Below are 12,724 nucleotides of genomic sequence, written 5' to 3' on the forward strand. Positions count from 1 at the left end.
GAGGTGCACGTGCTGAAGCAGCGGATCGAGCTGAACGCTCGCGCCGCGATCGAACGTGCCCTGGAGGGGGCGCAGTCCGAGGACTCCTTCGTGGAGTTCAAGACCCAGTGGCCGGTCGACCACGGCAAGGCCGCCAGGCAGATCGCCGCGCTGTGCAACGCCGCGCGCGGGTCGGAGGCCATGTGGGTCGTCGGGGTCGACGAGAAGGGCCGGCACGTCAAGGGCGCGCTGGCCGAGGAGCTGTCGAGCTGGTGGCCGCGGGTCGAGAGCCACTTCGACGGGGTCGCGCCCGGCCTCACCACGGTGGCGTTCGACTGGGCACCTGGCAGGACAGTCGTGGTTCTCAGCCTCCAGACCGACAACGCCCCGTACGTCTTCGTCACGAAGAAGGAGCCCTACAGCAGGGAAATCCCGTGGCGCTCGGGCGAACGCACGCGAAGTGCCCGCCGCGGCGAGGTGCTGGAACTGCTGGTGCCCAAGCTGGACATGCCCGGCTGGGAGTTCGTCAGCGCGCGAGCGACGCTCAGCCAGCACTCGCCGACGCTGCGGTTCGAGGGCGATCTCTACCTGGAGACGAACCAGCCGCTGTCGCTGCCCCACCACCGCTGCCATTCGTACGCGACGTACGGGCTGGACAGCGAGACGGTCGACCTGGCGTTCAGCTTCCGCACGAACACCCGGGACGTGCGCGCGGTCGAGCGCGTCGTGCGGGTGGCGGAACCGGCCGTGCTCCACGTCAGCGCGGACGCCGACGTGGAGCTGGACGCGTTTCAGGACCTGTGGGACCTGCACTGGCACCTGGTGCTGGGGCTCGGACTGAGCGGCGACTCGATCAGCACGAGCGTCCGGCTCACGACGGACGCGGTGCCGCCGAACCAGTTCACCCGCCGGGTGTGGTCGGCCCTCAAGCCCTGAAAATCAGGCGCTGAGACGCTCGACGGCCGCCGCGATCCGCTCGTCGGTGGCCGTGAGGGCGATCCGCACGTGCTGTGCGCCCGCCGGCCCGTAGAACGTGCCGGGAGCGGCGAGGATGCCGCGGTCGGCCAGCCAGGAGATCGTCTCCCAGGCGTCCTCACCGCGCGACGACCACAGGTACAGCCCGGCCTCGGAGTGCGTCACGGTGAACCCTGCCGCCTCCAGGGCGGGCTTCAGCACGTCGCGCCGCGCGAGATAGCGGGCACGCTGCTCGGCCACGTGAGCGTCGTCCTCGAGCGCCGCCCGCATGGCTTCCTGCACCGGCCGCGGCACGATCATGCCCGCGTGCTTGCGAAGCTCCAGCAAACCCGAGATCAGCTCGGGGTCACCGGTGATGAACCCGGCCCGGTACCCGGCAAGCGAGGACGACTTCGACAGCGAGTGCACGGCGAGCACCCCGTCAAAGGAGTCCACAACGGACGGATGCAGCACCGACACCGGCGAGGCGTCCCACGGCAGCGCCAGGTAGCACTCGTCGGAGGCCACCACCGCGCCGAGCTCACGCGCCTTGGCGACGGCGTCACGCAGCTGCTGAGCCGACAGCACGCGGCCGGTCGGGTTCGACGGCGAGTTCAGCCACACGAGCTTCGTGCCGGCGGGCGGCAGCTCCCCGTCGGCCAGCCGCACGACCTCGGCACCCGCCAGCAGCGCGCCCACCTCGTAGGTCGGGTACGCCACGGAGGGCACGGCCACGATGTCGCCGGGACCGACGCCGAGCAGCGTCGGCAGCCACGCCACGAGCTCCTTGGAGCCGATCGTGGGCAGCACGGCCTCAGGCGACAGCCCGACGATGCCGAAGCGGCGTTCAACGGCGGCGACGAAGGCCGCACGCAGCTCAGGGGTGCCGTGGGTGGTCGGGTAGCCGGGAATGTCGGCGACCGACCACAGAGCGGACTGGATCACCGCGGGAACCGGGTCGACGGGCGTGCCGACGGACAGGTCGACCACGCCGCCGGGGTGCTTGCGCGCCTTGGCGGCGTGGTCGGCCAGCGAGTCCCACGGGAAGTCCGGCAGAGCCGGTCCCCTGCGCGTGAGGATCAATGCCCTTCGGCCTGCGGCTCGAGGGCCTTGATGAACTGCGGGTCGTTGCTCACCTTGCCGACCTTCGAGGCGCCACCGGGCGAGCCGAGCTCATCGAAGAAGTCCGCGTTCGCCTTGGTGTAGTCCTTCCACTCGTCGGGGACGTCGTCCTCGTAGTAGATGGCTTCCACCGGGCACACGGGCTCGCACGCGCCACAGTCCACGCACTCGTCGGGGTGGATGTAGAGCATCCGGTCGCCTTCGTAGATGCAGTCGACGGGGCACTCTTCGATGCACGCCTTGTCGAGCACGTCCACGCACGGCTGGGCGATCACATAGGTCACTGCGCTCTCCAACTTCCTCTGGTCCACACCGCGCAAGCCGGAGAGTACGCGGCACGTTCGAGTATCACCCGGTCAGGCTTGCCTTAGCTGCACGGTGTGCCACGTCACAACACCTGTTGGGACAGGATGAACGGGTGCACACCGTGGATCACCTGGAATCGCTCTGCGCGCGAGCATGGCCCGTCCTGGCACAAGTTCCGCTCGGAGACTGGTCGATGCGCGCGGCCGCGGGCTTCACCGGGCGCGCCAACAGCACGTTGACCTGCGGCGATCCCGGTATGCCAGTGCCGGACGCACTGGTCGTCGTCAAGGGGTTCGCGAGCGAGCACGGCATCAAACCCGCGGCGCACGTGGTCAACGGCTCAGCGCACGAACAGGCGATCGCGGACGCGGGCTGGCACGTCGATCTCGATCATCCCGGCGGCGCGGAGTCGCTGGTGATGACGGGTCCGCTGGAAAAGTTCGCCGAGGGCGAAGCCGGAAGTCATGATCTTCCCGGATGGTGGGAACTGACGGCGGGATCCGAGGTCTCCGCCGCCCAGCGGCACGTGCTCGGCAGCGGCGAGAACGTCTGCTTCGCGAGCATCAGCGAGAACGGAACGGTCGTCGCGGCCGTCCGCGGCGCCGTCGTCGAGGACTTGCTGCACGTCGCCCGGCTCGCCGTGCGGCCGTCACACCGCCGCAAGGGTTTGGCGAGGCAGCTGATGGGTGAGCTGGCGGGCTGGGGTCTGCGGCAGGGCGCCACGACGTGCGCGCTGCAGGTCGCAGAGCACAACGAGCCGGCGATCCGGCTCTACTCCGAGCTCGGCTGCACCGAGCACCACCGCTACCGCTACTGGGTGCCCGCGGTGTCGTAGAGGCCCGGCCGGTTGGCCGCGTTGCGCGCCATCACGGCACCCACGGCCACGGCACCCGTCAGCGCGCCACCCGCGAGCAGCAGCAGGCCGCGCCAGTCCTGCAGCAGCAGGACGGGGGTGCCCGCGGCGTGCCCCGGCTCGAAGTAGCCGAACCACGTCAGCGTGAAGAACCACACCAGCAACGGGGACGCGGCGGTCAGGACCCGTTCGGACAGCGAGGCCGCCCACGACACCAGCAGAGGTGTGGTGAAGGCGGCCACCGCGATCATGATGGGGAACGGCCAGTCCCGCAGCTCCGGCAGCAGCGTGCCGTCGAAGCGCAGGGGCAGGAACATCGTTTCCAGCACGGCGAGCACTGCCGCCTCGACGCACAGAAGCAGCAGGAACACGACTCGCCAGCTACCGGTCACCCAGTCCTCCGAACAGATCTGTGGCCGCGCCCTCCGCCGAACCCTTCGCGAGCACGTAGTACTCACCGCCGACCAGCGGCTGGGCGATGTTGTTCGACAGCGCGTAGCCGCTGTCCCACACACTGACCTGCGTCGAGTGTGCGCGCAACGCCCGGCGCTTCGCCGTCAGGTGCTCGGACACGTCGATCACGGTGGTGATCTCCTCGTCCGGCGTCACCGGCAGCTCACCGGGCTCTGGCAGCCGGAACGACTCCGGCACGTTCTCCATCGCCTGCACGCCTGTGGCCGTGGCGTCGCGGGACGTCACCGCGTAGAAGACCCGCTCAACGTCGGAAACCTGGGCGCACGCGGACACGGTGATCTCGTGCGCGCGGATGTGGTCCGGGTGGCCGTAGCCGCCGAACGCGTCGTAGCTGACGACGACCTGAGGCTTGACCTCGCGCAGGATCTCGACCAGCTGGGCGGTCTGCTCTTCCAGCGAACCCTGGACGAACGCGCGCGGGTGCGCGTTGGACGGCACGTCGACCATGCCGGAGTCGCGCCACCGGCCGATGCCGCCGAGGAATCTGTGGTCGGTCACGCCGAGTGCGGCGCAGGCTGATCTCAGCTCGCCCACCCGGTACCCGCCCAGCTGGTCGGCTGCGTCGGCGGCGAGGTGCGCCAGCGCGGGCGGGATGATCTCGCCCTCTTCCCCCAGCGTGCAGGTGACGACAGTGACGTGCGCGCCGGCCGAGGCGTAGCGCGCGATGGTGCCGCCCGTCCAGAGACTCTCGTCGTCCGGGTGGGCGTGCACGAAGAGCAACCGTGGTGGGGCAGTCAGCGTCACCGGAAAAGAGTAAAGCGGTGTTAATCGCCCCTGCTCCGCAGGGGCGGCGAGATCGCCGGGAAGTCGGTCATCCGGCCGAATCGCTCATGCCGAATTGGGCTTCGCCGAATTCGGCATGAGCGGTTGACCGGATGACCGACGCGATCTCGCGATCCGGCGTCAGCCACCCGGTCTTTGCTCTCGGCACGCCGATCGCGTCACACCACCGAGCGTTCCTCTGCGAAGTGGCACGCGGACAGCGTTCCGTCCGGCGCACCCCGCAGTTCCAGCTTCGGTTCCTCGGTGGCGCAGATGTCCTGGGCCTTCCAGCAGCGGGTGCGGAACCGGCAGCCCGACGGCGGGTTGACCGGCGACGGCACGTCACCGGTCAGCACGATCCGCTGACGCTTGCGCTCCTGCTTGGGATCCGGCATCGGCACCGCGGACAGCAACGCCTGCGTGTACGGGTGCATCGGCCGGTTGTAGATGGCCTCGCGCTCGCCCATCTCGATGATCTTGCCGAGGTACATCACCGCGACTCGGTCGGAGATGTGCCGCACCACCGAGAGATCGTGCGCGACGAACAGGTACGCGAGCCCGAGCCGATCCTGCAGCTCCTCCAGCAGGTTCACGACACCGGCCTGCACCGAGACGTCCAAAGCGGACACCGGCTCGTCCAGCACCAGGAACCGCGGGTTCAGCGCGAGCGCCCGCGCGATGCCGATGCGCTGCCGCTGACCGCCGGAGAACTCGTGCGGATAACGGTTGCGGTGCTCGGGGTTGAGACCCACGAGCTCCAGCAACTCGTTGACTCTGCGCTGCACGCCACCTTCCACACCGTGGATCCGCAACGGTTCCGCGATGATGTCGTTGACCTGCCACTTGGGGTTCAGCGACGCGTACGGGTCCTGGAAGACGATCTGGATGTCCTTGCGCAACGGCCGCAACTGCTTGGTGCTCATGGCCGTGAGCTCACGGCCCTCGAACTTCACCGAGCCCGAGGTCGGCTTGTGCAGCTGCAGGATCGCGCGCCCCGTCGTGGACTTGCCGCAGCCGGACTCGCCGACCAGGCCGAGCGTCTCGCCGGGGTTCAGCGAGAACGAGACCCCGGACACGGCCTGCACCGTGCCGACGTTGCGCGGGATGATCCCCTTGCCCCGCACGGGGAACTCCTTGACGAGGTCGGTGACCTCCAGCAGTGGCGCGGTCACTTCGCCTCCTCATCCGTGAGCAGAGACCCGTGCACGGCGGTCACTTCGAGCGACTCGTCGGGGTTGGCCGCGGCGAACACCGCCGGGTTCTCCACCGTGCCGATCTCGTCGTGCAGGAACAGCTTCTGCGGCTGGTCGATCGTCGCCAGGTGCTCCCACCGGTGGCAGCGCGACGTGTGGTTCGGCAGGCCGGCCTGTTCGAGCTCCGGCTCCCACTCGTGGCACACGTCGATGACGAGCGGGCAGCGCGGCGAGAACGAGCACCCGGTCGGCAGGTTCACGAGCGACGGCGGCGCGCCCTTGATCGGGGTGAGCCGCTTGCCCAAAGTGGACGGATTCGGGACGGAACCCAGAAGCCCCACCGTGTAAGGCATCCGGGGCCGTTCGAAGACGTCGTCGACAGGGCCGGACTCGACCACGGTGCCGCCGTACATCACCTGCACGCGGTTGACCATGCCCGCGACCACGCCGAGGTCGTGCGTGATCATGATGATCGCCGCGTCGGTCTCGGACTGCAGGCGCAGCATGGTGTCGAGGATCTGCGCCTGCACCGTCACGTCGAGCGCGGTGGTCGGCTCGTCCGCGATGATCACGCTGGGGTCGTTGATGATCGCCATCGCGATCACCACGCGCTGCCGCATGCCGCCGGAGAACTCGTGCGGGTACTGGGCCGCGCGCTTGTCCGGCTGCGGGATGCCGACCAGTTCCAGTGCCTCGACCGCCTTGGCCCACGCCGCCTTCTTCGAGACGTCGTGGTGCGCGCGGTAGGTCTCGGCGAGCTGCCACCCCACCGTGTAGACGGGGTTCAGCGACGTCATCGGGTCCTGGAAGATCATCGAGATGTGCTTGCTGCGGAACGGCTGCATCTGCTTGTAGGTACGGCCGTTCAGCTCCTCACCGCGGTAGCGGATCGAGCCTTCGATGATCGCGTTCTTGGGCAGCAGGCCCATGATCGCCATGGAGGACACGGACTTGCCGGAGCCCGACTCGCCGACGATCCCCAGCACGTCGCCGGGGTTGAGGTCGAACGAGACGTTGCGCACGGCGCGCACGTCGCCGTCGTCGGTCGGGAACGTGACCGACAGGTCCTTCACCGAGAGCAGCGGCGCGGTGGTGCTGGAGGACAGGAAGTCCTCCGACAGTTCGGAAACACTCGTCATCAGGCACGCACCTTCGTCTGCCTCGGGTCGAACGCGTCGCGCAGGCCGTCGCCGATGAAGTTGACGGCGAGGGAGAGCGACACGAGCACGATGAACGGACCCCAGAACAGCCACGGCCGGTTCAGGAACTGCCCGTAGTTCTCCAGCACGATCACGCCGAGCGACGTGTCCGGGGGCTGGACTCCCAGTCCCAGGAACGACAGCGCGGCCTCGGTGAGCACCGCGGCGGCGATCGCCAGCGTGGCGTTGACCGTGATGCTACCGATCATGTTCGGCACGAGGTGCTTGAAGATGATGCGCGGCGTGGAAGCGCCACAGGCCCGCGCCGCCTCGATGAACTCCCGCTGTGCCAGTGAAAGCGTCTCACCCCGGGTGATGCGGGCGATCTGCATCCAGGCGAACGCGGCGAGCACGAGCGCGACGACGTACCAGCTGCCGGAGAACCCCTTCACGACGATCGCGGCGACCGCGATCTGGGGGATGATCAGCAGCAGGTCGACCAGACGCATGAGCGCCGTGTCGACGAACCCGCGCAGATATCCGGCCAGAGCACCGAAAGTCACGCCGATGGCGGTGGCCAGCGCGGCCACGATCAAAGCGATCTGCAGCGAGTAGCCGGTGCCGCGCATGAGCAGCGCCAGCATGTCCTTGCCGACCTGGGTGGTACCGAGCGGGTGTGCGCCGCTCATCGGCTGGTAGGACTTGCTCGACACGTCCTCGAAGTCGTAGGTCCAGATGAACGGGCCCACGAACGCGAACAGGACCAGGAAGACGAAGACGCCGAGGCTCACCATCGCGAGCCGGTGGCGCAGGAAGCGCTGCAGGACGAGCTGGCCCTGCGTGCGGGTCTTGGTGGCGTCGAACTCGTGCGAGCCGGACTGGGGAGCGCTGTTCACCACGCCGCCCTCGGACGCCAAGTTGATGTTAGCCAAGGCGAATCCTAGGGTCGAGGATGCCGTACACGACGTCGGCGATCAGGTTGAACAGCACGATCAGGGTCGCGGTGACCGCGAGCCAGCCCATCAGCATCGGCGGGTCGAACTGCCGCACGGAGTTCACCAGCAGCGTGCCCATGCCGGACCAGCCGAACACCGTCTCGGTGATGATCGCGCCGGACAGCACGGCACCGAAGTTCAGCGAGAACAGCGTGGCGACGGGGATGAGCGCGTTGCGGAACGCGTGCCGGAAGATCACGCGGCCCTGCGAGATGCCCTTCGACCGCGCGGTGCGCACGAAGTCCGAGTGCAGGATCTCCAGCATCGAGGCCCGTTCGAACCGGCTGTACGCGGCGAAGCTGATCAGCATCAGCGCGATCGTCGGCAGCAGGAACGTGCCGGTGTACTTGAAGATCACCTCACCGAAGCTGCCGGTGAAGCCACCCGGCCGCGGACCGGCGGTGGTGAGCCAGCGGTCCAGCCCCATCGACTCCAGGACGTTGTTGAACTGGATGCCGTAGTTCTTCACGATGACCGCGACACAGAAGATCGGCATCGAGAACATGAGGAACGCGGTGCTGGTGGCGAGGTAGTCGAAGATCGAGTACTGGCGCACGGCGGCGAGCACGCCGACCGAGACACCCAGGGTGAGCGCGAGGAGTTCGGCACCGATGACGAGCCGTCCGGTGGTCCACAGCGCGTCCGTGACGGCCGGGAAGACAGCGGTCTTGGCCTGACCGAGGGCGATGCTCTGGCCCCAGTCACCGGACAGGAAGTCGGTGAGCCAGTTCCAGTAGCGGACGACGACGGGCTTGTCCAAGCCGAGGGAGGCCTCGGCGGCCTTGATGTCGGCTTCGGTGACACCGGGCCGGAATCGCATCTCCGCCAAGGGGTTTCCGGCGGAGGCGACGAGGACGTAACAGGCGAAGCTGCCGATCAGCAGGATGGGTATGGAGATCAGCAGGCGCCGGATGATGTAGCGGATCACGGGCGGGCTCCTAGGGGGCAACCCGGCTCGGGCGGGGCCGGACTCGTGGTCCGGCCCCGCCCGGTCAGGCGTTGCGCACTTCAGCTATGGCGATTTACTTGGTCTGCCACTCGTTGGCGTTCCAAAGCGCGCCGTAGTAGCTCTGGAAGTACACGCGGTCGAGTCCCTTGAAGGCCCACATGTTCGGCATCTGGAACAGCGGCAGCGAGAGGTACTCACCGGCCAGCGCGTCGTCCGCTTCCTGCCAGTACTTCAGCGAGTCGGCGATCGCCGTCTGCGAAACCGCCTGCTTCAGAGCCTCGTCGGCCTTCGGCACGCTCCAGTTGGACCAGTTCTGGCCACCACCGGTCTCGTAGATCGACTTCTTGCCGCTCTTGAACGGCGGCGACGACCACGCGAAGAGGGCGACCTCGTAGTCACCGGCGGAGACGCGCTCGTCGAGGAAGTTCGGGTCGGTGTCGTCCTTGACCTCGATGCCGGCTTCCTTGCACTGACCCTGGATCAGCTCGACGGTCTGCTTGCGGCGCGGGATGTCGGTGTGGCTGATCTTGAAGGAGGCGCGCTGGCCGTCCTTCGCGAACACACCGTCGGCACCCTGCGTCCAGCCGGCGTCGGACAGGATCTTCTTGGCCTCGTTCGCGTCACCCTTCGCCTTGTCGGCGTAGAGGTCCTTGTAGCCCTCGTCCTTCGGGAAGAAGATCAGGCTGCCCAGCGGCTTGGCGTCGGACTGAACCTCGGTGATGAGCTTGTCGATGATGTCCTGGCGCTTGACGCACATGAAGAACGCCTTGCGGATCTCAGCCTTCGACAGCACCGGGTGCTTCATCTGGATGTCGAGGTGCTCGAACGACAGGCCGGGGCCGGCGCCGAACGTGACGCCCTGAGCACTGAGGCCCTTGAGCTTCGTGGCCGCGTTCGCGTCGGGCTGGGCCATGGAGTTGACGGCGACCTCACCGTTCTCCAGCGCCTGCGCCTGCGCGATCGGGTCCGGGATCGCCTTCAGGGTGATCTTCTCGGGACCACCGGCCTTGCCGACCCACTTGGGGTTGCGCTCCAGCGTCACCGACTGGTTCGGCTCGAAGCCGGTCAGCATGTACGGACCCGCAGAGGGCATCAGGTCCTTGGTGAAGCCGTTCCACTTCTCGTTCCAGAAGTCGGCGGCCTTCGTCAGCTCGTCCGCGCTGCTGGACGCGGTGAGCTTGGTGACGTCGGCGATGCCCGTCTGCTTCTCGAGGATGTGCGCCGGCAGAACGTCGTTGTTGAACAGGCTCTCGTAGTCCGGGTACGGCTCCTTGAAGGTGCCGACGAACGTCTGGTCGTCCTTGCACTCACCGGTCATCAGGTCGTACCCGGTGGCGCTGGCAGGCTTGAAGAACTTGCTGCCGTCGGCCTTCTTGGAGGAGTTGCTCTGCGTGAACCACGCCATGTAGAAGTCGTCGCAGTCCCAGGCCTCGCCGTCAGACCAGCTGACGCCCTTCTTCAGCTTCCAGGTCACGACCTGCGGAGACTTCGAGGTGACCTCGATCGACTCCATGACGTCCTTGTTCAGGATGACCTTGTTGTTGCCGTTCGTGATGTGCGCACCCGGCTGCACGAGAACCAGCGCGAACGTGTTGTAGGACTGGTTCGCGTCCTCAGTCGCGTTGTTGTACGAGGTGAACGGCTTGTCGCTCGACACGACGATCGGGCCGCTCTGCTTCGTCTCCGGCGCGGTGTAGCCGTCCGCGGACTCACCACGAGCGGTCGCCATCTCCGCGATGGTGGCGTCGCCACCATCGGCGTCGTTGCTACCGCCACCGCCACCACAGGCACCCAGAACCAGAGACACGCTGGAAATCAGCGCGATCGCCGGAAGTGCTTTGGTTCTCCTCATCGACACGTGCCCTCCTAGCACTGGGCGGCCGTGGCCAGGTCGGCATGCACGCCCATAACCGTGATGTGCCATACGCGCCCCGAACCGGCACATCGTGGGCAGCACGGTAAGAACCTGGTGAGGGAGCGGTCACTACCTCGGAGGGCGATCGTGACCCAATGGAGACACCTCGTAGCGCGCCGCAATGGCCCGATTACCGGGCGAATGCGTTCGTTAACCGGGCGCGTAGAATTCTGTCAACAACGGCGGCCGAAAGTAGCAACGAGCAAACCGCCTCCGCAACGGGTTTTCCGCCCGCCGGCTACTTCTCGAGCCTCCGCCATTCGGGTGCTTCGCTCAGCACACCGGCCAGCGGCGCCCCGGTGTCGACCCCGGAAACCATTGTTGGCAGCACACCAAGAAGATCCACTACCTGGAACAGCGGCAACGCGACCGCCTGAGCCTGAATCTGCGGCTCGACCCGCGCGAGCACGTCGGCGAGGAGCACCTTGCCGTTGAGCGCGGCCTCGATGTCGGCCTGGATCGCCGGGTCACAGAACCCGGCGGGGTTCGCGGGAGTGGTCGTCCCGCCGTCCGGCTCGTCACCGGCACACCCGTACGCACTCGCGAGCCCGGCCGCCGAGTCACCGGCGTCGACACGCGGCACGACAGCGATGTCGACGTCCTTCTCGAGCAGCTGCTTGCTGAAGAGCTCCTCGGCTTTGGGCGTGACGACCTCGGAGTCGATCCCGCGCTCGGCCAGCTGCGCCTTGATCCGGTTCGCGAGCCCGACGTACGGCTCGTCCTTCTCGGGCGCGGCGATCTTCAGCCTGAGCGGCTTGCCGCCCTTCGCCCACGCGTTCTGCGCGTTCCTGACGTACCCGGCCTCGGCGAGCAACTGGTCGGCGGCCGCCGCGTTGAGCGTGTTGCCCTGGATCGTCGCGGTGTACCCGGTGCGGCTGGGCGGCACCACGTAGGAGTCGGCCCGGTACTGGGCACTCGGCCCGCTCTGCGTGCCGGACGCGATGAGCGCGTCGCGGTCCAGCGCGGCGACGATCGCCTTCCTCGCTCTGACGTCCTTCAGCTGCTCACTGGCCGGCCTGAGGAGGACCTGGACAACCTCGTTGCGCGGCACCGGTTTCGTCGTGAGGTCCTTGATCGACTTGAGCAGGTTGACGTCCGCTGCGTCGGCCCTGAGCAGAGCCGCCTGATTGTCGCCTTTGGACAGTGACTCGGCCATCGCGCTGTGCGTGGCCCTGCGGATCACGACCCGGTCGAGCGTGGTCGGCACCTCCCAGTACCGGTCACTGCGCTCCAGGACCACCTCACCGCGCGGTTCGTCCAGGGAGCGCACCTGGAACGGGCCTGCGGTGGCGGGGAAGCCGGTGCTCAGCACGTTCGACCACGTGCCGGGGGCGTCCTTGAGCAGGTGTGCCGGCAGGAGGTTGGCGAAGAGGGACCGCCAGCCGGGGAAGGGCTTGCCGAACACGACCTCGACGACCTTGCCGCCTTCTCTGGCGCTGATGTTGTTGATGAGCCGGTAACCCGCCGGATCCACAACACCGGGTTCGACGCGCATACGCTGCCACAGGTAGTAGAAGTCCTCGGCGGCGATGGGCGCGCTGTCCGACCAGCTCGCGTCCTTGCGGATCGTGTAGGTGACAGTGAACGGCTCGGCCTTGGTGACCTTGGCACTCACCATGAGGTTGCGGTCGAGCTGCGGCGCGCCATCGGGTCCGGGGCGGAACACGGACGGGAGCAGGAGGGAGCTCAACGCCGTGGTGATGGGGCTCTGCGCAGCCAGTGAGTGCGGGTTGTAGCCACCTGCCACGTCGTCCACACCGATCACGACCTCGGTGACCTTCGGCCCCGTCGTGGTGATGACCGGCGCCTCGGACTTCGGCACCAGAGGCGGAGGCGGCGCGTTCGTGCACGCCGCAGTGCCGCACAGGACGGCAGCAGCCAGCACTCCCCCGAGTCGCCTCATGGTCCTCACATTGCCAGAAGGGTGATGGTGGCGTTCGGGCAACCCAGGTTTTGTCACCCGCGCCACTTGTGGGACGTGCCCGGGTGGTGGCGGGTTGCTCGCACAGTGGGTAGTACGGCCCACCTGGGCGGGTGGTTCGGGGGTGGGGTCGGCTGGTTCTCGGCGCCCGAAACTCGGGCG

The 12,724-nt window shown here is 67.7% G+C and carries 12 protein-coding genes; 2 read left to right on the plus strand and 10 right to left on the minus strand.

What is annotated here, in order from left to right:
- The first annotated feature begins 9 nt into the window (after nucleotides 1-9).
- Nucleotides 10-915: a hypothetical protein gene (locus tag ABFX45_RS08395; protein ID WP_146231412.1), complete on the plus strand. Its 906-nt coding sequence runs from the start codon at nucleotides 10-12 to the stop codon at nucleotides 913-915.
- 3 nt (nucleotides 916-918) lie between these two features.
- Here the strand turns inward: ABFX45_RS08395 and dapC are convergent, their stop codons facing one another.
- Nucleotides 919-2,016 (minus strand): succinyldiaminopimelate transaminase, encoded by a 1,098-nt coding sequence (gene dapC, locus ABFX45_RS08400; RefSeq protein ID WP_346128800.1) that lies wholly within the window; start codon nucleotides 2,014-2,016, stop codon nucleotides 919-921.
- A complete protein-coding gene (gene fdxA / locus ABFX45_RS08405; protein WP_109632377.1) occupies nucleotides 2,013-2,339 on the minus strand; it encodes a ferredoxin in 327 nt (108 codons plus the stop codon). The genes dapC and fdxA overlap by 4 nt, the downstream gene beginning before the upstream one ends.
- A 143-nt stretch (nucleotides 2,340-2,482) precedes the next feature.
- On the opposite strand from fdxA, the gene ABFX45_RS08410 reads away from it, so the two are divergent.
- Nucleotides 2,483-3,196, plus strand: a complete 714-nt coding sequence (locus ABFX45_RS08410) for a GNAT family N-acetyltransferase (protein WP_346128803.1) — start codon at nucleotides 2,483-2,485, stop codon at nucleotides 3,194-3,196.
- On the opposite strand, the gene ABFX45_RS08415 is transcribed toward ABFX45_RS08410, so the two are convergent.
- The 8 genes from ABFX45_RS08415 to ABFX45_RS08450 form a co-directional block, all read right to left on the minus strand.
- Nucleotides 3,172-3,606 (minus strand): hypothetical protein, encoded by a 435-nt coding sequence (locus ABFX45_RS08415; RefSeq protein ID WP_346128805.1) that lies wholly within the window; start codon nucleotides 3,604-3,606, stop codon nucleotides 3,172-3,174. The genes ABFX45_RS08410 and ABFX45_RS08415 overlap by 25 nt on opposite strands.
- Nucleotides 3,596-4,432, minus strand: coding sequence for an N-acetyl-1-D-myo-inositol-2-amino-2-deoxy-alpha-D-glucopyranoside deacetylase (gene mshB, locus ABFX45_RS08420; RefSeq protein ID WP_109632370.1), 837 nt, complete (start codon nucleotides 4,430-4,432; stop codon nucleotides 3,596-3,598). Before mshB ends, ABFX45_RS08415 begins: the two co-directional genes overlap by 11 nt.
- Nucleotides 4,433-4,629: 197 nt before the next feature.
- Nucleotides 4,630-5,622, minus strand: a complete 993-nt coding sequence (locus ABFX45_RS08425; RefSeq protein ID WP_109632368.1) for an ABC transporter ATP-binding protein — start codon at nucleotides 5,620-5,622, stop codon at nucleotides 4,630-4,632.
- Nucleotides 5,619-6,782 (minus strand): ABC transporter ATP-binding protein, encoded by a 1,164-nt coding sequence (locus ABFX45_RS08430; protein WP_109632366.1) that lies wholly within the window; start codon nucleotides 6,780-6,782, stop codon nucleotides 5,619-5,621. The genes ABFX45_RS08425 and ABFX45_RS08430 overlap by 4 nt, the downstream gene beginning before the upstream one ends.
- Nucleotides 6,782-7,681, minus strand: a complete 900-nt coding sequence (locus ABFX45_RS08435) for an ABC transporter permease (RefSeq protein WP_233439265.1) — start codon at nucleotides 7,679-7,681, stop codon at nucleotides 6,782-6,784. The genes ABFX45_RS08430 and ABFX45_RS08435 overlap by 1 nt, the downstream gene beginning before the upstream one ends.
- Nucleotides 7,682-7,706: 25 nt before the next feature.
- On the minus strand, nucleotides 7,707-8,705 hold the full coding sequence (locus ABFX45_RS08440; RefSeq protein ID WP_109632362.1) for an ABC transporter permease: 999 nt from the start codon (nucleotides 8,703-8,705) through the stop codon (nucleotides 7,707-7,709).
- 94 nt (nucleotides 8,706-8,799) lie between these two features.
- Nucleotides 8,800-10,578 carry an ABC transporter family substrate-binding protein gene (locus tag ABFX45_RS08445; protein WP_109633234.1) on the minus strand — a complete coding sequence of 593 codons (1,779 nt, stop codon included), beginning with the start codon at nucleotides 10,576-10,578 and terminating at the stop codon, nucleotides 8,800-8,802.
- 301 nt (nucleotides 10,579-10,879) lie between these two features.
- Entirely contained in the window at nucleotides 10,880-12,544 is a 1,665-nt protein-coding gene (locus tag ABFX45_RS08450) for an ABC transporter family substrate-binding protein (RefSeq protein WP_211337154.1), read from the minus strand.
- Nucleotides 12,545-12,724 lie beyond the last annotated feature (180 nt).

It is taken from the genome of Lentzea roselyniae (genome assembly GCF_039537795.1).
Lineage (GTDB): Bacteria > Actinomycetota > Actinomycetes > Mycobacteriales > Pseudonocardiaceae > Lentzea > Lentzea atacamensis.

Coding starts and splice junctions, on each gene's coding strand:
- ABFX45_RS08445 (WP_109633234.1), bottom strand. CDS start 10,578: ATGAGGAGAACCAAAGCACTTCCGGCGATCGCGCTGATTTCCAGCGTG.
- ABFX45_RS08450 (WP_211337154.1), bottom strand. CDS start 12,544: ATGAGGCGACTCGGGGGAGTGCTGGCTGCTGCCGTCCTGTGCGGCACT.
- ABFX45_RS08430 (WP_109632366.1), bottom strand. CDS start 6,782: ATGACGAGTGTTTCCGAACTGTCGGAGGACTTCCTGTCCTCCAGCACC.